Here is a 19,394-nt window from a genome sequence, read left to right as displayed (position 1 = left end):
TGGTAATCGTTATTCTCCGGGCTTGTCGTCTTCCGCAACGGATTCCTCCACGGCCTGACCGGCCTGCGCCTCTTCGTCCCCGGCTTCCTCGGAGGTCTCCTCCTCGGCGGGCTTGGCGGGCAGCAGCAGCCTGATGGCGGCGCGCAGATGGTCGCGCTTGGTGGGCGTCATGCCCTCGATGCGATCGAGCTCGTCGTCTTCGGCCTCGGCCAGCATGGCCACGGTGTCGAACCCGGCGGCCAGGAAGTTCTCCATGTTCATCTCGGCCACGCTGGCGAGCTGCTCCATGCCCTTGCGGGCGACGTTGAGCTCGGAGTAGCGCGAGTCGGTGAAGATATCGATCTTCCAGCCCAAAAGCTTGGCGGCCAGCTTCACGTTCTGGCCCTTGCGGCCGATGGCCAGGGTGAGCTGGTCGTCGGGCACCACCACCTCGAGGGTCTTCTCGTCCTCGTCCACCATGATGCGGGTGATGCGCGCTGGCGAGAGGGCGTTGGCGGCGTAGCTGGCGATCTCGGGATGCCAGACCACGATGTCGATGCGCTCGCCGTGCAGCTCCTGCACGATGTTCTGGATGCGCGAGCCGCGCACGCCCACGCAAGCGCCCACCGGATCCACGTCGCGGTCCTTGGAGGACACTGCCACCTTGGCGCGCGAACCGGGGTCGCGGGCGACTCCCAGGATGCGCACCGTCTGGTCGGACACCTCGGGCACCTCGCGCTTGAAGAGCGCGGCCATGTAGTCCGGGTGGGTGCGGGAAATGATGATCTGGGGTCCGCGCCCGCTGGGCAGGACCTCGATGATGTAGGCCTGGACGCGGTCGCCGCGCTTGTAGCGCTCGCGGGGAATCTGTTCCTCTTTGGGGAGCATGGCCTCGGTGCGGCCGAGGTTGATGATCCAGCCGCCCCGGTCGCGGCGCTGCACGATGCCGGAGACGATCTCGCCCTTGCGGTCCTTGTATTCCTCGTAGATGATTTCCTGCTCGGCGTCGCGCATGCGCTGGATGATCACCTGCTTGGCCGACTGGGCGGCGATGCGGCCCAGGTCCTCGACCTTGAGCTTGAAGCCCAGCTCGTCGTCCATCTGGACGTTGGGATCGACCTCGCGGGCCTCTTCCAGGGTGATTTCGGAGAGGGGATCCTCCACCTCGTCCACCACGATCTTGAACTGGAAGACCTCGATCTCGCCGGCCTCGTCGTTGTAGCTGACCTCGATATCCATGTGCTCGCCGAACTTTCTGGCGACCGAGGAGCGTACGGCCTCCTCGAGGGTGTCGATGAGCAGGTCGCGGTCGATGCCGCGGTCCTTGCTGATCTGGTCAATGGCCTTGCGAAGCTCCATGCCCATATAAGGTCCTCCGGATGCCGCCTACGCGCCGTCGTCGCGCGGGGCCGGTTTGTCAGCCTTGAAAGTCTTTTTGCCCTTGGCCCTGGCTTTCGCCTTGGACTCCTCGGGCGTCTCGAAAGTATACACCAGCCGGGCCTTGGACACGTCGCTCCAGGGGAAGCTGACGACGGCCCCCTCGCACTCGAGGGTCAGCACCTCGCCGTCCAGGGAAGCGAGGGTCCCCTTGAAGCGCTTGCGGCCTGAGAGCGGCTCGGCCAGGGTCACGTCCAGCTCCTGGCCCGCGTAGGGAGCGAGTTGGGAAAGCTCGAAGAAGCGGCGTTCGAGCCCGGGGGAGGAGACCTCCAGGTCGTAGGCTCCGTGCATGAGCTCCTCGACGTCGAGGGCCACTGCGAGCTGGCGGCTCACCTTCGCGCACTGCTCCACGTCGACCCCCTCGGGGCCGTCTATGTAGATGCGCAGGACGGGACGCCCCGAACCTCCGGCGATCTCGATTCCCCACAAGGAGAGACCGAGGCTTTCGGCGAAGGGTTGGGTCAATTCCCGAATCCTGGTGAGCACTTTTTCGTTGTCTTGGGTCATAATAAAAAAAAAGTGGACCGAACCGATTGGCCCACCCCTGTAATCGCCGGGGGCAACCCCGACGTCATGAGGATTTTTTTGGAGCGGGCGACGAGATTCGAACTCGCGACACCAAGCTTGGGAAGCTTGTACTCTACCAACTGAGCTACACCCGCTCGCAAAGTCCTTCATATTATGCACATTGGGGTGGGTGTCAAGTGATTTGCGGGGATTCCATCCTCTCCGGCCGGAAATAATCCTCATCCTTATAAGAGAAGTGACGAAATCCGAGGCCGGGATCGTCCGCGCGAGTCGGTTTCCGGCGAACGACCGTCTGGCACGCTTCCTGCTCATCCCTCCGGCGAGGAGGAGCACCGCCATGCAGCAAAGCTCAATCAGCGCGCTATTCGGGGCACTCAGCAACGAAACGCGTCTCAACATCATCGCCAATAATTTGGCGAACGCCAACACTGCCGGGTACAAGGCCGACAAGGTCGCGTTCCAGGACGTGTTCCAGCGGATGGCCTCCGATTACGCGCCGGACGCCCGCAACGACCTCAAACAGAAGAACCTTCTGCCGCGCCCCCTGATCGTGGCCAAGCCCCGCCTGGCCGAGCAGACCGTGGATATGACGCAGGGCAGTCTCGAGACCACCGGAAACACCTTCGACCTGGCGCTTTCCGGTCCCGGTTTCTTCCGCGTGCAGACGCCCGAGGGCCAGTTTTTGACCCGCAACGGTCAATTTTACCGCAACGCCCAGGGGCAGCTGGTGACCAACCAGGGCTACCCGGTGCTGGGCGAGTCGGGAACCATAAACATTCCCGACGGCAAGGTGGTGTCCGTCAACGCCGGAGGCCAGATCCTGGTGGACAACCAGGTCGTGGGGACCCTCGGCATCGTGGACGTGGCGAACACCAAGGAACTCCAGAAGGTCGGCCAGAGCTTCTTCACCGGGGCCAATGGCGCGCAGCCCGCCACCCGCCCCGTGGACGGCACCAGGACCACGGTCAACCAGGGCTTCATCGAGAAGCCCAACGTGGAGGTGGTCACGGAGATGGTGGGCATGATCGAGGCCCACCGCAGCTTCGAGGCCTACACCAAGATCATTTCCAGTTCCCAGGACATGGACAAGCAAGTCACCAGCCAGGTCGGCGAGACTCGGTAAGTAAGGAGGACACTCCATCATGATGCGTTCACTCTATACGGCAACCACCGGCATGGTGGCCATGCAACTTCAGATAGACACCATGTCCAACAACCTGGCCAACGTGAACACGCTGGGCTTCAAGAAGAGCCGGGCCGAGTTCGAGGACCTGATGTACCAGACACTCAACGTGGCCGGAACCGAGAACGCCGGCGGATCGCGCCTCCCCACCGGCCTTCAGGTGGGCATGGGCGTGCGCCCCACCACGGTGCACAAGTTCTTCCAGCAGGGGGACTTCCAGAACACCGGCAACCAGCTGGACATCGCCATCTCGGGCCAGGGCTTCTTCCGCCTCCAGGACCCGTCCGGCAACGACGTCTACTCCCGGTCCGGTTCCTTCAAGCTCAACCAGGACGGCACCATCGTCAACGCCAACGGCTACACCCTGCAGCCGACCATCACCATCCCCCAGCAGGCCACCAACGTGGTGATCACCGAAAAGGGGGTGCTGAGCGCCACCGACAACCAGGGCAACGTCCTGACCACGGCCAACATCCCTGTCTACACCTTCATAAATCCTCCCGGCCTCACGGCCCTGGGCAAAAACGTCTACCAGATCTCCGACGCCTCGGGCGCGGCCCAGGAGCTCATCCCCGGCGACCAGAACGCCGGAACCCTGGTGCAGGGATTCCTGGAGATGTCCAACGTGCAGATGGTGGACGAAATGGTGGGCTTGATCGTGGGCCAGCGCGCCTACGAGGCCAACTCCAAGAGCATTTCCACCGCGGACGCCATGCTTCAGACCGCGGCCAACCTGAAGCGGTAAGAGCGGGGGATGACCATGTCGCGAGAAAACCTTCCCATACGCCGCGTGGGCTATCTCCTGGCCGGATTCTGCGCCCTGCTGGCCTTTCTGGCCGCAAGTTCGTCCTTCGGGGCCGGCGTCATGGACTGGAAGCTCAAGATCGCCCCGGCCGCGGCCGTTTCCGGCGACCGGGTGATGCTGGGCGAGATCGCCCAGCCCGTGGGCCAGATCGATCCCGAGACCTGGCGCATCCTGGCAGCCACTCCCCTGTGGCCCTTCCCGGGCCGAGAGGGGCAGATCACGCTCTCCAAGAAGAAGATCCTGGACGATCTGGACAAGCTTTTCCCCAACGCCGAGGGCAACTTCCACGTGCCCGACCAGGTGGTGCTCAAGAAGGGCGGCGGAAAACCGGTGGCCGGAAGCGACGTGGAACGGATGATCGTCGATTTTCTGACGACCAACATGACAGGGCAGGACGGCGAGATCGAGGTGAAGGAAATCTCCCTGCCCGGGCAGCTGTTCGTAGACGACGAGCTCGAGCGCGTCACCGTCGAGGGCGTGGGCAACATGGTCCCCGGCCGGGTGAACCTGCGCCTTTCCATCTCCAACCTGGACGGCAAGGTTCTCAGGCAGATCGCGGCCAACGCCTTCGTCAACGTGTGGAAGGTGATCCCGGTGGCCTCGCGTCCCCTGAACATGCGCGAAGGCTCGCTCGGCTCGGACAAGGTGACGTTCGAGCGGCGCAACCTGGCCTACGTGAAGGGCACCCCCTGGAACGCCTCGGACCCCACCCCCATGCGGGTCAAGGGCTCCATTAACCAGGGAACCCCGCTCACCTCCGAGACCCTGGAGCCCATGCCCGCCATCCTCAAGGGCGAGCAGGTGGTCTGCCTGTGGAACGGCAAGAGCATCCATCTGGTCATGCCCGTGACCGCCGTCACCGACGGAGCCAAGGGCGGCCAAATAACGGTACGCAATGTGCAAAGCGGCAGGGAACTGGTCGCCATGGTTCAGGACTCCAAGACCGTCCTGGCCAGGTAGCGGAGGAACCATCACATGAACACGAACAAGACATCGCGCCTGGCCGCCTGGGCCGTGTGCGCCCTGGCCGCCACCAGCGCCGCCTGCGCGCCGCCCGCCCAGAAGCAGCCCAACCCCATGTCCTCGCTGACGCCGCCGGTGATGCAGGCTCCGTCCCCGGTCAGCAACCCCGGGTCGCTCTATTCCCAGGCGGCCCAGCCCAACTATCTGTACGAGGACAACCGGGCCAGGCGCATCGGCGACATCGTCATGGTCAACGTGATCGAGAAGTCCGACGCCAAGAACAAGTCCAAGACCAAGTCCAACGGCAAGAACACCACGGACATGGAAGTGGCCAACTATTTCACCAACCACTCCATCACCCCCATACCGGGCAACAGCATGATCAAGGGGGCCACGGGCCTCGACATCGCCGGAGCGGTCGGCATGAAGGGCTATGTGGGCACTGGCGCTCCCGTGGTGAGCACCACCCGCAACAACCAGTTCGACTCGGACGGGGAAACCGACCGCTCGTCCTCGGTCACCTACACCATCGGGTGCCGGGTGGTGAACATCCTCCCGGGCGGGGTGATGCAGGTGGAAGGCGCGCGCCAGGTGCGCGTCAACGACGACACCCAGATCATGGTTGTGCGCGGGCTTCTGCGCCCCATGGACGTGGGTCCGGACAACACCGTCAGTTCCTCGGCGTTAGCCGAGGCCCAGATCGACATGTACGGCACGGGCGTCCTGGCCGACCGTCAGAAACCCGGCTGGCTCTCGAGGATTCTGGACAACATTTGGCCGTTCTAGTCCGCTCGGGGGAGGGGACCACGGCTTACGGAGCATCCCATGTACAGGCGAAGATTTTCCATACTGCTGCTGACGGCCCTGATTCTGGCCGCCCTGGGCTCCGGGGAGGGGCGGGCGGCCAGGATCAAGGACGTGGCCTCGTTCTCGGGCGTGCGCACCAACCAGCTGGTGGGCTACGGCCTGGTGGTCGGCCTTGGCGGTACGGGCGACAAGCGCGGGTCCGACTTCACCATCCAGTCCATATGGAACATGCTCGACAAGATGGGCGTGCGCGTGGACAAGAAGACCCTGCGCCCGGCCAACGTGGCCGCGGTCATGGTCACCTGCCAGATGTCCGCCACGTCCAGGCCCGGCTCCAAGATCGACGTCACCGTGTCGTCGCTCGGCGACGCCTCCAGCCTGGTTGGCGGCGTGCTTCTCATGACGCCCATGAAGGGCGTCGACGGCGAGATCTACGCCCTGGCCCAGGGGCCGGTGGCCGTCGGCGGCTACCAGGCGTCGGGCGCGGCGGCCTCGGCCACCAAGAACGTCACCACCGTGGCCTCCGTCCCCGGCGGGGCCAACGTCGAGCGCTCTGTTCCCTTCGATTTCAACGGCCAGCACGACCTGACCATCAACCTGGGGTACGCCGACTTCACCACCGCCATGTCCGTGGTGAAGAAGATCAACCAGACCCTGGGCGGCGGGCTCGCCCGCGCCGTGGACGCCTCCACCGTGAAGCTGGAGATTCCCGAACAGTTCAAGGGCAACATGGTGCCGCTCATGGCCACCATCGAGAACCTGGAGATCACCACCGACAACAAGGCCAAGGTGGTGGTGGACGAGAAGACCGGCACCGTGGTGGTGGGGCTCAACGTGAAGCTCACCCGCGCCGCCGTGACCCACGGCAACCTCCAGATCACCGTGTCGGAATCCGCCGACGTGTCCCAGCCGCTGCCCTTCGCCCCGGTGGGAGCGCAGACCGTGGTCACGCCGCAGACCAACGTGTCCACCAGCGAGGAGAACCGCCAGCTGCGCATGGTGGAAGGCGCCACCCTGCAGGAGCTGGTGGAGGGCCTGAACGTGCTCAAGTCCACCCCTCGCGACCTGATCAGCATCCTGAAGACCCTCAAGGCCTCCGGATCGCTGCAGGCCGACCTGGAGGTCATATAACATGAGCCTGACCCCGGACATCGCCGCCCAGGCATCCCTAGCCACGGACGCCCGCAACGCGTCCCGGGCCCAGGGGCTGGCCTCGCGCCTGGGCGCGGCGCAGACGTCCGGGAAGGCTCCGGCCAAGGCCTTCGGCAAGATTCTCGAATCCGTGACCCCGGAAAAGGCCGAACAGGCCGGCATGGAGGGCGAAGCCCTCAGGACGCTCACCGTGCAGGCCCAGAACAAGCGCATGAACCCCGGTCCCAGCGAGGAGAAAAAGGCCCGGGAAGCCTTCGAGGGCTTCGAGTCCGTGTTCATCGGCCAAATGATCAAGGAGATGCGCAAGACCGTGCCCAAGGACGGCCTGCTGCACAGCTCCCAGGAAGACCAGTACGTCTCCATGTTCGACGAGGAACTCTCCAAGACCCTCACCAAACAGGGCGGCATCGGACTGGCCGATTTCATGCAGCGCCAGCTGGCCATGAGCGCTACGGCCAAATCCCAGCAGCGGGTGGCCGGGCCGGCCTCCCAGCAGGGCTTGCGCATGTCCTCCTCAGACAGCATGGCCGTCAAGGCCGACCCCAAGCGCCTCGGCCAGGGACTGCGCGACAAGCTGATGAATGCGCTCAGGCCCCAGGGGCTCTCCGGCGGACAGCAGACCATTCCCGCCCCCGAGGCGCTCAAGCCGGGCACGGCTTCCGGGGGAGCCCCGTCCGCGACGCCCGGAGCGGCGAATCCCCAGGCTCCGGCCGCGGCGGGCCGCACCCAGGCGAGTTCCCTCCAGGGAACTCCTTCCCAGCATCTGGGCGCTCCCGGGGCGCAGTACCTTGTCGGCGAGGACGCCAAACTGGCCGATGCGCAGGGCTCGTACTGGCCCGTGGACGGCGAGGTCAGCTCGGATTTCGGCTGGCGCAAGGATCCTTTCACCGGGCAGCGCGCCTGGCACAGCGGCCTGGACATCGCCGCGCCCGAGGGAACTCCGGTGCGTTGCTGGAAGGGCGGCACGGTGGCCTTCTCCGGCCAGATGCACGGCTACGGCAACCTGGTGGTGGTGGAGCACGCCGACGGATCGCGCAGCTTCTACGGCCACAACAAGGGCAACGCCGTTGCGGTGGGGCAGGCGGTGAAGGCTGGTCAGGTACTTGCACAAGTCGGTCAGACGGGCAGGGCCACCGGGCCGCACCTGCACTTCGAGGTGCGGGTGGACGACAGGGCGGTGGACCCGTCGAAACTAGGCGGAGCAAGGCTCGCGGCCGCCCCGGAACCTGAAGTAGCGGTTCCGGTCCTCTAAGGGAGATCGCCATGACCCAGCGCATTCTGGAAAATCTTTCCCGGCAATATCAGGCCCTGAAAGTGTTGAACCATCTTCAGGAGGAAGAGTTTACCCACCTGAAGGAGTTCAGGCCCCAGTCCGTGGGCGCGCTGGAATTCTCCATCCACGAACTCATGCGCCAGCTCATGGTCGAGCGCCAGGACGTGCGGCGCATGGTGCGCGAAGTGAACCCCGGCGCTGCCCGCCTGGCGGATCTTTCCGAACTCTTCGGCGAACAGTGGGGCAAGGCCCAGGCGCTGCTCGATCAGATCGACCGCCTGGAACAGGTTTGCGCCAAGCAGGCCGAGAAGAGCTACACCCTGGCCCTGGCCCTGTACGACCAGTCCAGCGGGTACGTGGATTTCTTCAAGGATAAGCTCACTCCGGTGAAGCACTCCTATGGTCGCCAGGGCGTGTTCGCCAAGACCAAGCCCGCCCCGGCCATGTTGAGGGGGGCCCTGTAAATGCCCGGCATCGAATCACTGCTCAATATCGGCCAGAAGGCCCTGAACGCCTCCCAGGTAGGCATCCAGGTCACCGGCCAGAACGTGGCCAACGTCAATACCGTTGGATATTCGCGCCAGAGCGTCGTCTTCTCGGACGACATCTACATCGACACCTCCCCTGGCCAGTTGGGCACCGGCGTCCAGGTGACCGAAATCCAGAGGATGTTCGACAAGTTCATCGAGAGCTCCTACAACGAAAAGGCCTCCTCGGCCGAGCGCTACAACATGCTCAACCAGATGATGAGCACCGTCGAGGCCACCTTCAACGAAGCCAACGCCAACGGCATATCCGACGCCTTGACCAAATTTTTCCAGGACTGGCAGAACCTGAGCCTGGATCCGTCCAACTACCCGCAGCGCCAGAACGTGGTGTCCGACACCCAGACGCTCATGTCCATCATCCACCAGGCCGCCTCGGACCTGGACACCGCCCAGAAGCAGGCCAACGATTACATCACCCAGGACGTGGGCCAGGCCAACCAGCTGATCCAGGACATCGCGGGCATCAACAAGCAGCTGGCCATCCACGACAACCCGACCTCCCAGAACGCCAACGGCCTCTACGACCAGCGCGCCCAGAAGGTCCGCGCCCTGGCCCAGATCATGGACATCAACATGATCGACAACGGCGGCCAGAACATCACCATCACCGACAAGGCCGGGCACACCCTGGTGGACGGCGTGAACACCTACGAACTCAAGCTCGAAACCAACAAGGTCATCAAGAACCTGACTCCGGGCTCGGCGTTCGACGGCAACGTCTCCTTCTCCGGCTCCGACGATTTCGAGTACACCGTGCGGGTGGTGCAGGGCGGCGATGTCTCTTCCGGCGCTTCCGCCGCCCAGTACCAGGTTTCGCTTGATGGAGGCCAGACGTGGCTGCGCAGCGACTCCGGGGCCATCAAGACCTTCTCCGCGCGCCCCGAGAGCCTGTCCACCCAGGTGGGCAACCTGAAGATCTACTTCGGCCAGCTCTCCAACTCGGACCTGACCCCCACCGGCCAGCTCCAGGCGGGCGACACCTTCACCATCGTGCCCAAGACCGGCCTGTTCTGGTATCAGTCGGCGTCCACGCCCATCAACATCACGCCCCAGATCTATTCAAACGGCCAGGACAACCCCACCCGCGTGGTGGGAGGCAGCCTCGCCGGCGAGTTCCAGCTCAGGGACTACAACGTGGGGCGCTACAAGCAGCGCCTGGACGCCCTGGCCAAGACCATCATCTGGGAAACCAACCGCATCCACAGCCAGGGCGCGGGCACCAAGATGTTCACCGACGTCACCGGCACCTACCAGGCCAGGTCCTCCAGCATTGCCCTGGGGTCGGACTCCTCAGGGCTGACCTTCGCCTCGAAGCTCACCTCCGGCGCGTCCTCCATGTACATCTACAATTCCGCCACCGGCCAGCTGGTCTCCAACAGCTTCCTGGATTTCGACACGTCCACGGCCGGGCTGCAGCTCTTCAACCCCCACCTGCACACCCTTTCGGACGTGGCCGGGGCCGTCAACAACACCTTCGGCAACTTCCTGACGGCCACCGTGGTCAACAACAAGCTGCAGATCAACGCCAAGGCCGGATACACCTTCGGCTTCGGCACCGACGCCACGGGTCTGTGGGCGGCGCTCGGGGTCAACACCTTCTTCGACGGCGACACGGCCCGCACCATGGTGCTCAACGCCAAGTGCGCGTCCGACACGGGCTACCTGAACGCGGGGCACATCAACGGGGCGGGGGAGGCCAACTCGGGCGACAACCTCACGGCGCTCAACATCTCCGGGCTCAGCACGAAGGCCGTGACCATCCGCACCACCTTCGACGCCCCCAGCTCCCAGTCCATATCGGCCTACTACAGCAGCCTGGTGGGCGTGGTGGGCGTGGACACCGAGAACGCCAAGTTCAACTACGACTACCAGAACTCGCTGGCCAAGGACCTGAACAACCGCCAGTTGGAAGTGTCGGGCGTGAACCTGGACGAGGAAATGTCCAACCTTGTGAAATTCCAGCACTCCTATCAGGCGGCCGCCAAGATGATCTCCACGGCCGACCAGATGTGGCAGACCGTGCTCGGGCTCAAGCAGTAAGGAGGGCGTCATGGGATATCGCGTCGCCCAGCAGATGATCTATACCAACAGCCTGAACAACATGAACTCCACGCTGACCCAGCTGATGGAGTCCAACATGCAGGCTGCCAGCCAGAAGAAGGTCAACAGGCCCTCGGACGATCCCGTGGGCATGACCCGCATCCTGAACGACCGCAGCAGCCTGGCCGCCATCGACCAGTACAAGACCAACATTTCCATGGCCAACGGCTGGCTCAACCTGGCCGACAGCACCATGGTGCAGGTGAACACGGTCATCACCCGGGTGAAGGAACTGGCCGAGCAGGCGGCCACCGGAACGCTTTCCGCCGACAACCGGTCCCAGATCGCCTCCGAGGCCCGCCAGCTGTTCAAGCAGCTGGTGGGCATGGCCAACACCCAGTTCAACGGCAACAGCATCTTCGCCGGGCAGAAGATCACGGACCCGCCTTACAGCGAAACCCTCGCGTTGACCACCAACCAGCAGGGCGTGGTCTCCAACGCGGGCTACAAGATCGACGGCTTCGCCGAAACCACATCCCTGGTGCAGTTCACCACCTCGGGGACTCTGTCCGCGGGCAGCACCTACCGGTATTCCACCGACGGCGGCTCCACCTGGACCCAGGGGACCGTGAGCGACCCCGGCCCGCCGAGCAGGTTCCAGCTGTCGCTTGGCGGCGTGACCCTGGAACTCGACCGGAACACCAGCGTGGTGGCCACCAGCGCAACCAATTACAACGACACCTCCGGCACCTGGATGTGGGTGCGCCCCACCGCCCAGTACAAGGGCGACGACGAGGACAACATCTCGGTCGACCCTCTGCGCGGCATGGGCTCCACCGTGACCGGCTCGGCCCAGGGCGTGTTCGGCGACAACGTCATCGTGCGCATCGACAGCTCCGGAACCCTGGCCTCCAACGTTTCCTACTCCTACAGCCTGGACGGCGGCGTGAGCTGGCGGCAATCCAACAGCTCGACGCCCGACGCCATGGCCAGCGCGGCCAGCCTGAACCTGCCCGGCGGCGTGCTCACCCTGCATTCCAACAGCGGCAACCAGCTCTTCGCGGGCAATATGTTCGTGGTGCGCCCACGCAAGGCGCTCATCAATTTCGACATCTCCCCCACCGAGCGCGTCGCGGTCAACGGCATCGGCAAGAACATCTTCGGCGGCATCTACAAGGACCCCGCCAGCAACGCGGCCCGGCCCGTGGTCATCGCAGGCTACTCCAACGCCACAAACCTCTTCGAGACCGTGGGCAAGCTGGTGGGCTTCCTGGAGACCAACAACCAGTCCGGCGTGCAGCAGTCCCTGGCGGACCTGCGCAGTTCCAGCCAGACCGTCCTCAACTACGCCGCCGACGTGGGCGCGCGCGAGAACCGTCTGCAGGTGGCCTCCGGAGTGCTGGACAACCTCAAGGACAACCAGACGACGCAGCTCTCCAACACTGAAGACGTGGACATTTCGGAGCTGATGACCAAGCTCGCCCAGCAACAGTTGGCCTATCAGTCCGTGCTCAAATCCACATCCATGATCATGAATTTGAGCCTGATGAACTATCTGTAGAGCAAAGGATGCGTTGACAAGCATCAAACGGCGCTCTAGGGTGCCCCAGCATCGGAAGGATACGAGGCGGGAATGCTCATACTCACGCGTCGTCCAGGTGAGTCCATCCACTTGGGCGACAAAATAAAAATCACCGTTCTTGGGGTGCAGGGAAAGCAGATCAAGATCGGTCTGGAAGTACCCCAGGAGATGCCGGTATACAGAGAAGAAGTGTACCTGCGGGTGCTGGAGCAGAACCGTATGGCCCTTGAGGCCGATCAACAAGACGTTCTCGCAGCGGCGGCGTTATGGCAAAAAAGCAAGAACGAGTGATCCAGAGCCGCCTCGGGAAATTGAGCATTCCTCCTGAGAGGGTGCTGCATTTCCCCAGGGGCCTTATCGGCTTCGAGAGCGAGCGGGAATTCACCTTGCTGAAGATCAAGGAAGATTCACCCTTCCTGATACTGCAAAGCATGAACGATCCCCGCCTGGGCCTTCTTGTGGCCGATCCTTACGGCTTCATCCAGGACTATGACGTGGTTGTCGGCGACGCCGAGCGGAAGCTTCTGCGCATCGAGAATATCCGCCAGGTGCTGGTGCTGGTCACCGTGACCATCCCGCCGGGAAAGCCCGAGAACACCACGCTGAACCTTACCGGCCCCGTGGTCATCAACATGCAGGCCCGCGTGGGGTTGCAGGTGCCCCAGGTGGACGCCAAATATCCCAGCCACTACAAGCCGGGCGACTCCCCGTTGGAAACCGCGGAAAAGGGCAAACCGGAAGAAGACGCCGAGTAACCTGCGCAGAAGGCAACTGCCCGTCATGACGATTTTTCAGGCCCTCCCGGCGTTCCGGGAGGGCCTTTTGATTTATGCCGGCCAGGACGCCGCTGGCCCTTCAGCGGCGCTGGGGCCGGCTCCACGCCTGCCGGACGAGACTTAGTTTCGTGAGCGTCCCCGGTTTCATCCTCGCAGCCTGGTCGTCGCGGACGATCTGGCGTTCCGCCTCCAGCCGTGCTATTGATCTCGTGTGGTGGACTGGCGGAAATCCTCAGCGTGTCTTCTGTTCCAATATACTCGAAGGGTTTTGCGGCCTGATGCTTCTGGTGGGGGTCAACTGATCCCGACAGACAAGGTATGATATAGATCGAAAAACCCATGATAGTAAAAATCTCCGTATCCAATCTCAAGCCAGGGATGTATGTCACCAACCCCGGCTTGTCCCAGGAAGGCAATCCCAACATCTATCTCGCCGAGCGCCTGCTCGCGGGCGTTGACGACATCCGGGAGATCGCCGAGGCGAACCATGCGGATGCGTTCGTGGACACGGAGAAAGGGACGTTTTTCACCGGGAATCCCCGCTACAAGAAGGAGCTGGAAAATCCCTTCGCCGCCGTCACCACGGACAGCCCCTCCGAGGTAGACGGCACGGTGAATTTCGACGCCGTTGTCCTGGCGCTTGAGGAAGCGGAAAGGCAGTACAAGGGCTTTTTGAATTATTCCAGGGAGTTCATGTCCGGATTGAAGGTCGCGAAAGAGATCGACATGAAGGAGTGCGAAGGCTTCATCGACGACGTGATCAAGCAGGCCGAGGAGGTGGGGGGCGCCCTGCAGTTCCTCTCCAAGCTCAAGCAGTTCGACGACTACTCCTATACGCACAACCTCAACGTCTCCATGCTCTCGGTGCTCTTCGGCAGGCACCTGGGCTTCGGGCGCGACAACCTGATGATCCTGGGACTGTCCGGGCTCTTCCATGACATAGGCAAGCTCCTCATCCCCGCGCGCATATTGAAGAAGCCCGGAAAGCTGACGCAGGCGGAGGCCATGGTCATGATGAAGCACCCGGTCTACAGCCGGGACATCCTGCTCAAGCAGCGCGACATCCCGGCGGATGTCGTCCGAGCGGCCTACGAGCACCACGAGTACCATGCCGGAGGGGGCTACCCCGAGGGGATCGCGGGCGACAGGATCGGCAAGGCGTCATCGCTCATAAGCATCGTGGACACCTACGACGCCGTCACGTCGGACAGGTGCTACAGGCCGGCCGTGCATTCCTACAAGGCCGTCAGCCTCATATTCAGCCTGAAGGGGAAGTCGTTCTCGCCCGCCCTGACGGACCACTTCATACGGTTCGTGGGCGTCTATCCGGTGGGGGCCATCGTGGTCCTGGACAACGGCCGCAAGGCCATCGTCATCGAGCAGAACCAGGAGAACCTGCTGTTCCCCAAGGTCCGGGTGATTCTGGACGAGAAGAACCGCTACTGCACGCCGCGCGACATCGACCTGCTCAAGGAGCGGGGAGGGCGCAGGGCCGCCCACGTGGTCGATTGCCTGAGCAACCAGGAGTGCCGCATCCACGTGGATGCCTACCTGAAGGGCGCGGCGTGATTTTCCCCGCTCCGCGCTAGAACACCACCGTCTTGTTGCCGTGCACGATGACCCGGTCCTCCAGGTGGGCGCGCACGGCCCTGGCCAGCACCTGCCGTTCCAGGTCACGCCCCATGTCCTTCAGGTCCTCCACGCCGTGGCGGTGGGAGACGTGGGCCACGTCCTGGGCGATGATGGGGCCTGCGTCCAATTCCTCGGTGACGTAGTGGGCCGTGGCCCCGATGAGCTTCACCCCGCGCGTGAACGCCTGGCGGTAGGGATCGGCCCCGGCGAAGGCGGGCAGGAAGGAGTGGTGGATGTTGATGATGCGCCCGGGCGCGCTGGCGATGAAGTCCGGCGAGAGAATCTGCATGTAGCGGGCGAGCACCACCCCGTCCGCCGTGCCCTCCATAAGCTCCAGGGCCCGGCGTTCGGCCAGGGCCTTGCCTTCGGCGTCCAGGGGGGGGACCTCCACATGGTGGAAGGCGACGCCGAAGCGTTCCACCGCCTCGCGCAGATCCGGGTGGTTGCTTATCACCATGGCGATTTCGCAGGGCAGCTCCCCGCGCGAGAAGCGCCACAGAAGTTCCATCAGGCAGTGCTCGTGGCGCGACACCATCACCGCCAGCCGCTTGGGCGGCCAGGCGTACTGGATGGACCACTGCATCTGGAACGGCTCGGCCACCACGGTGCGGAAGGCGGCCATGAGGGCTTCCCGGCCCAGGTCCAGGTGCGGGGTCTGGAATTCCAGGCGCATGAACAGCGTGCCGCCCTCGGGATCGGTGGAGTGCTGGTCCAGTTGGGTGATGTTGGCCCCGTGGGAGAATATGAACTGGCTCACCGCGGCGACGATTCCGGGGCGGTCGGCGCAGGTGATGAGCAGGCGGGCTATGGTCCTGTTGCGGTCGTCTGTTGATGGCGTGTGCATCGGGGAGGCCTAGCCCAGGCGGCGGGAAAAATCCATCCGTCGTGGGGGCCGTGGCCGGGCCAGCGGGCGTCATTCTCCGGGTTCTCGAACGCAAACAAGCCCGCCCGGTGCGCGGAGGTCCCGCGCGCCGAGCGAGCGCATGATATTCGCTTCCGCCCCGGGGCGGCTGTCCGTCGTCTTTACCGCAGGAAGTCGAGGTCGCTCTGCACCATCTTCTGGGCGATCTGGCGCGAGTCCGGATTGTAGGTTCCGGCCTGCACCTGCGCCTTCAATGCTTCGACCTTGTCCACCCGGACATCCGGGCTTTCCTCGGCTGCCTTGGCGGCCTCGGCTACCAGCTTGGCGTCGGAGGAAACCGACACCCGGTCTCCGGAAGAGACCTGAGCCTGCGCCTTCTCCTTGGCTTTCGCCTTGGCCGCTGCCGCCGCATCGGAACTCTCGCCCTTGTCCACCTTAGACTGCGTGTAGGGGCTCGCTCCTCCCAGTATCTTCTTGATGTCCATGTTCCCCTCCTGAGCGGAATCTCTTCCGCCCGGACGCCGGGACCGGTCCCTTGCTCGGGCAGGGCCGTCTCCCCAGGCGGCTTCCCGTTCCGGCGTCCATGCCATCGGGCCGGTGGCCCGCTAAAGCATCGTTTCGTCGACCTTTTCCAGCGCAATGTGCCACAACTTCTCCAGCACGCGCACCCGCTCCGGGCCGGTCACTTCCACCGCGTCGTTCTCGCCCAGGACCCTGAAGATTTGCAAGTCCAGATCCTCGGGCGGGTAGGCGAAGTGGAACTTTGTTTTGAACGCGGTCTCCAGTTCCTTCTTGATGTCCACCACCACGGGGTTTTCCGAGCCGGTGACGATCAAGCTTTCCACTATCTCGGCGGCCACCTTGTGCACCAGTTCGCGGCGCTTGGCCTCCCGGGAGATCTCGACCTGGTCCTCCGCCCCCGCGGACCGGAGGGTGCGCCTGTAGCGCGCGAGCCTTCTGGCCGTGGTGATCTGCTTCCCGTAGGTGCGCAGCATGTTGCGGAGCAATGCCGGGTTGGCAGCCATTGTCGATTCTCCTCACTCGTCATGGACCCTATCGGCCGTAGCCTCGGGGGACTTTAGGGCCGGGCGCGAAATAACGGCGCTTCCAGCGTAAAATGTCCCGGAGGGGCCGATACGTCTTGAACCCCGCCCGGTATTCCCTTAGACAGCCGCAATGCAGCCAGCAGTGCGCGATGTTCTCGTGGTGGTCAAGTCCGGCGACGACCAGGCCCATGTCATGGCCCGGCAGATGGTGTCGTGGCTCTCTTCGCTCGGTGCCTCGGGGCACATAGTGGAAAACCGTACCGACCAGGAAGGGTGCGTGGACGCCTATTGCCTGGTGGAGTCGGGCATCCATCCCCAGCTTGCCGTGGTTCTGGGCGGCGACGGCACCATGATCAGCGTGGCCCGCAAGCTGTCCTTCCTGGGGGTGCCCTTGGTCGGCATCAACCTGGGCCGCCTGGGCTTTCTGACCCAGCTCACCGGCGAGGACTGGAGCGAGCCCCTGGAGCAGGTGGTGGTGAAGGGCTTCGCCGTGAGCCAGCTCATCATGCTCACCTGCGAGGTGGCCCGTGACGGCAGGCAGATCTTTTCCAGCGGAGCGGTCAACGACGTGGTGGTGCGCGGCTCCATGGCCCGGCTCATCAAGGTGGGCATCGTCTTCGGGGGTGAGCGCCTGGGCGGCTTCCGGGCCGACGGCATGGTGGTGGCCACCCCCACCGGGGCCACGGCCTACTCCATGAGCGCGGGCGGGCCGCTGGTGCACCCCGACCTGCAAGTGCTGACGCTCACGCCCATTTGTCCGTTCCTGTGTGATTTCAGGCCTATGGTGCTTCCGACCGACCGTCCTCTGGATCTGGGAGTGGAGGAGGCCACGGCCGAGGTGGTGCTCACCTGCGACGGCCAGGCGACCTTCATCCTGGAACCCGGCGATTGGGTGCGCGTGCGCCGCGCCCCGCACCCGCTGAAGCTGGCGGCCGTGGGCAGGCACTCCTATTTCAACAAACTCCTGGACAAAGGATTCATCAGAGAACGATGAGCCCGGTCAGCTTCCCCTCCATCGGTTCGCCCTCGGAACTGCGCTACGGCAAGGACCCGCTCCTCGACGCCTGGCTTTTGCATTTTCTGAGCGAGAACCACATCGAGTACAGCATCGACCCCACCCGCAACGCCTCTCCGGAACAAATGCGCTTCATGGTGGCCATGGGGCCGGACCATATCTACGTGCCCTGTTCCGACGCCATGCTCGGCTACCTGCTGGAAAAGAACATGGAGCCCGCGTTACTGGACGCTTACGCCAAGGTCTGGCGGCAGGTGCTCACGCTCATCGAGGACCACTGCCCCGGCCAGTACGAGAAGATGATGATCCTCTCGCTGTGCGACCACAAGTACCGCCAGGCGGTGAACGCGCCGGTGCTCATCCCTTCGCGCCTGCTCAAGCGCCTGACGTCGATCTTCCTGGCCCAGGCCGGGCAGGAGGACCCCCACCGCGAGCGCAAGCGCGCCATGAACCGCCGGGCCAAGCTCTTCATGGAAACCCACGCCATGGACGCGGCCCTGAACACCTGCCCCGGCGTGGTGACCAACTGCGCAACCATCCGCGACATGCGCTTCGAACTGGACATGCTGGAGATTTCCCGGCTCCTGTGCCTGTCGGTGTGGGACATGGTCTGGCAGGAGGATCAGGTGGCGCTCGCCCCGGAGGACATCGAGCGCGAGATATACAACTGCGGCCCCTTCGACGCCCTGCGCCACATCCTTGATCCCGGGCGCCCCAAGTCCATGAAGATTCTCTACCTGCCCGATTCGGCGGGCGGGCTTCTTTTCGACATCCTGGTGATCCGTTCACTCATCCGCATGGGCCACCGGGTGATCCTGGCCCTCAAGGAGGGCTTCTTCTTCGACTGCCCCACCGTCTGGGACGCCGAGGAGGACCCCATCCTGGCCCAATACCTCACCATGTTCGGCGCGCGCCTGCTGGGAGACAGCCGCATGGGCAAGAACGCGCTGCTCCAGGCCCTCAAGGAGAACCCCTTCCTGGTGATCTCCGACGGCACCCGCGAGCGCCTGAACCTCTACAAGACCAGCGTGACCTTCGCCCGGGCCTGGAAGGAGTGCGACCTGGTCATCGCCAAGGGCGAGTTCAACCACAGGCGGCTCATCATGACCCGCACGGAGTTCACCCGCGACGTGATGTGCGTGCACCGCGCGGCCGGGGGGCAGCTCCAGGCCGACTTCAAACCCAAGCCTCAGGGACTGCGCAGCTTCACCGAACCCGAGATCGTGGCCAAGTCCGACGCCATCATCGCCCGCATGCGCGCCGAAAAGGCCGCGGGCAAGACCATCATGTTCTATTCGGCCATCGTGGGCAGCGTCCCCCACGAGACCGAGACCGCCATCAAGATTCTGCACACCTTCGTCAAGCACCTGCGGGGCAGGCTGGCCGGGACCTACATCATAAACCCGGCCGAGCACTTCGAGGAGGGCATGGACGCCGACGACCTCATGTTCATGTGGGAGAGGGTGCAGCGCTCCGGGTTCATCAACGTGTGGCGCTTCCAGACCACCCAGGACATCGAGCAGGCTTTCGAGCTCATGGGCCGCAGCGTCCCCCCCGTCTGGATCGGCAAGGACGCCACCTTCTCCACGGGGTGCACCAAGGAGATGCACATCGCGCTCGACGTGCAGCGCTCCCACTCCGAGATGCAGCTCATCGGTCCCGACCCGGAGAAGTTCTTCCGCAGGCGGGAATACGGTATCGGAAAGTTCTTCGACGCAGCCATCGTAGTCAGCTGATCCATCGGTCTCGAACCGGAATTCCGCAAG

General features: G+C 64.0%; 19 protein-coding genes and 1 tRNA gene. 14 read left to right on the top strand and 6 right to left on the bottom strand.

Annotation, left to right across the window (positions count from 1 at the left end; genetic code table 11):
• Positions 1 to 9: 9 nt before the first annotated feature.
• The 3 genes from nusA to ML540_RS12840 form a co-directional block, all read right to left on the bottom strand.
• A complete protein-coding gene (gene nusA, locus ML540_RS12850; protein ID WP_243361698.1) occupies positions 10 to 1,344 on the bottom strand; it encodes a transcription termination factor NusA in 1,335 nt (444 codons plus the stop codon).
• A gap of 21 nt (positions 1,345 to 1,365) precedes the next feature.
• Positions 1,366 to 1,881: a ribosome maturation factor RimP gene (locus tag ML540_RS12845; RefSeq protein ID WP_243361696.1), complete on the bottom strand. Its 516-nt coding sequence runs from the start codon at positions 1,879 to 1,881 to the stop codon at positions 1,366 to 1,368.
• 121 nt (positions 1,882 to 2,002) lie between these two features.
• Positions 2,003 to 2,078 (bottom strand) — tRNA-Gly (locus ML540_RS12840).
• A 203-nt stretch (positions 2,079 to 2,281) separates the two neighbouring features.
• On the opposite strand from ML540_RS12840, the gene flgF reads away from it, so the two are divergent.
• The 12 genes from flgF (at position 2,282) to ML540_RS12780 (ending at position 14,642) form a co-directional block, all read left to right on the top strand.
• Positions 2,282 to 3,067: a flagellar basal-body rod protein FlgF gene (flgF, locus tag ML540_RS12835; protein WP_243361694.1), complete on the top strand. Its 786-nt coding sequence runs from the start codon at positions 2,282 to 2,284 to the stop codon at positions 3,065 to 3,067.
• 19 nt (positions 3,068 to 3,086) lie between these two features.
• A complete protein-coding gene (flgG, locus tag ML540_RS12830) occupies positions 3,087 to 3,872 on the top strand; it encodes a flagellar basal-body rod protein FlgG (RefSeq protein WP_243361692.1) in 786 nt (261 codons plus the stop codon).
• Between the two features lie 9 nt (positions 3,873 to 3,881).
• Complete coding sequence (gene flgA, locus ML540_RS12825) at positions 3,882 to 4,892, top strand: flagellar basal body P-ring formation chaperone FlgA (protein WP_243361691.1); 1,011 nt, start codon at positions 3,882 to 3,884, stop codon at positions 4,890 to 4,892.
• A gap of 15 nt (positions 4,893 to 4,907) precedes the next feature.
• Positions 4,908 to 5,681, top strand: a complete 774-nt coding sequence (locus tag ML540_RS12820) for a flagellar basal body L-ring protein FlgH (protein ID WP_243361690.1) — start codon at positions 4,908 to 4,910, stop codon at positions 5,679 to 5,681.
• Between the two features lie 39 nt (positions 5,682 to 5,720).
• Positions 5,721 to 6,833, top strand: a complete 1,113-nt coding sequence (locus tag ML540_RS12815) for a flagellar basal body P-ring protein FlgI (protein ID WP_243361688.1) — start codon at positions 5,721 to 5,723, stop codon at positions 6,831 to 6,833.
• A gap of 1 nt (position 6,834) precedes the next feature.
• The gene (locus tag ML540_RS12810) at positions 6,835 to 8,106 is read left to right on the top strand and encodes a peptidoglycan DD-metalloendopeptidase family protein (protein WP_243361686.1); all 1,272 of its coding nucleotides are present in this window, start codon (positions 6,835 to 6,837) and stop codon (positions 8,104 to 8,106) included.
• An 11-nt stretch (positions 8,107 to 8,117) separates the two neighbouring features.
• The gene (flgN, locus tag ML540_RS12805) at positions 8,118 to 8,591 is read left to right on the top strand and encodes a flagellar export chaperone FlgN (protein ID WP_243361684.1); all 474 of its coding nucleotides are present in this window, start codon (positions 8,118 to 8,120) and stop codon (positions 8,589 to 8,591) included.
• Positions 8,592 to 10,715, top strand: a complete 2,124-nt coding sequence (gene flgK, locus ML540_RS12800) for a flagellar hook-associated protein FlgK (protein WP_243361682.1) — start codon at positions 8,592 to 8,594, stop codon at positions 10,713 to 10,715.
• A 10-nt stretch (positions 10,716 to 10,725) separates the two neighbouring features.
• Positions 10,726 to 12,276 carry a flagellar hook-associated protein FlgL gene (gene flgL, locus ML540_RS12795; protein ID WP_243361680.1) on the top strand — a complete coding sequence of 517 codons (1,551 nt, stop codon included), beginning with the start codon at positions 10,726 to 10,728 and terminating at the stop codon, positions 12,274 to 12,276.
• A 72-nt stretch (positions 12,277 to 12,348) separates the two neighbouring features.
• On the top strand, positions 12,349 to 12,588 hold the full coding sequence (gene csrA, locus ML540_RS12790; protein ID WP_243361677.1) for a carbon storage regulator CsrA: 240 nt from the start codon (positions 12,349 to 12,351) through the stop codon (positions 12,586 to 12,588).
• Positions 12,564 to 13,052 carry a flagellar assembly protein FliW gene (fliW, locus tag ML540_RS12785; protein WP_243361675.1) on the top strand — a complete coding sequence of 163 codons (489 nt, stop codon included), beginning with the start codon at positions 12,564 to 12,566 and terminating at the stop codon, positions 13,050 to 13,052. Before csrA ends, fliW begins: the two co-directional genes overlap by 25 nt.
• A gap of 360 nt (positions 13,053 to 13,412) precedes the next feature.
• A complete protein-coding gene (locus ML540_RS12780; RefSeq protein ID WP_243361673.1) occupies positions 13,413 to 14,642 on the top strand; it encodes a cyclic di-GMP phosphodiesterase in 1,230 nt (409 codons plus the stop codon).
• A gap of 16 nt (positions 14,643 to 14,658) precedes the next feature.
• On the opposite strand, the gene purU is transcribed toward ML540_RS12780, so the two are convergent.
• The 3 genes from purU to ML540_RS12765 form a co-directional block, all read right to left on the bottom strand.
• Positions 14,659 to 15,549 (bottom strand): formyltetrahydrofolate deformylase, encoded by an 891-nt coding sequence (purU, locus tag ML540_RS12775; protein ID WP_243361671.1) that lies wholly within the window; start codon positions 15,547 to 15,549, stop codon positions 14,659 to 14,661.
• 179 nt (positions 15,550 to 15,728) lie between these two features.
• Positions 15,729 to 16,052, bottom strand: coding sequence for a flagellar biosynthesis anti-sigma factor FlgM (gene flgM, locus ML540_RS12770; RefSeq protein WP_243361669.1), 324 nt, complete (start codon positions 16,050 to 16,052; stop codon positions 15,729 to 15,731).
• A gap of 120 nt (positions 16,053 to 16,172) precedes the next feature.
• Positions 16,173 to 16,592, bottom strand: coding sequence for a DVU0524 family FlgM-associated protein (locus ML540_RS12765; RefSeq protein WP_243361667.1), 420 nt, complete (start codon positions 16,590 to 16,592; stop codon positions 16,173 to 16,175).
• A 163-nt stretch (positions 16,593 to 16,755) separates the two neighbouring features.
• Here ML540_RS12765 and ML540_RS12760 point away from each other — a divergent pair, with 163 nt between their 5' ends.
• Together ML540_RS12760 and ML540_RS12755 are read left to right on the top strand one after the other, a co-directional pair.
• A complete protein-coding gene (locus tag ML540_RS12760; protein ID WP_243361664.1) occupies positions 16,756 to 17,607 on the top strand; it encodes an NAD(+)/NADH kinase in 852 nt (283 codons plus the stop codon).
• Positions 17,604 to 19,364 (top strand): ARMT1-like domain-containing protein, encoded by a 1,761-nt coding sequence (locus ML540_RS12755; protein WP_243361661.1) that lies wholly within the window; start codon positions 17,604 to 17,606, stop codon positions 19,362 to 19,364. Before ML540_RS12760 ends, ML540_RS12755 begins: the two co-directional genes overlap by 4 nt.
• Positions 19,365 to 19,394: the final 30 nt, after the last annotated feature.

Source organism: Fundidesulfovibrio terrae (assembly GCF_022808915.1).
Lineage (GTDB): Bacteria > Desulfobacterota > Desulfovibrionia > Desulfovibrionales > Desulfovibrionaceae > Fundidesulfovibrio > Fundidesulfovibrio terrae.
Note: the sequence above shows the minus strand (reverse complement) of the source record. Positions and strands in the feature narration are given on the sequence as shown.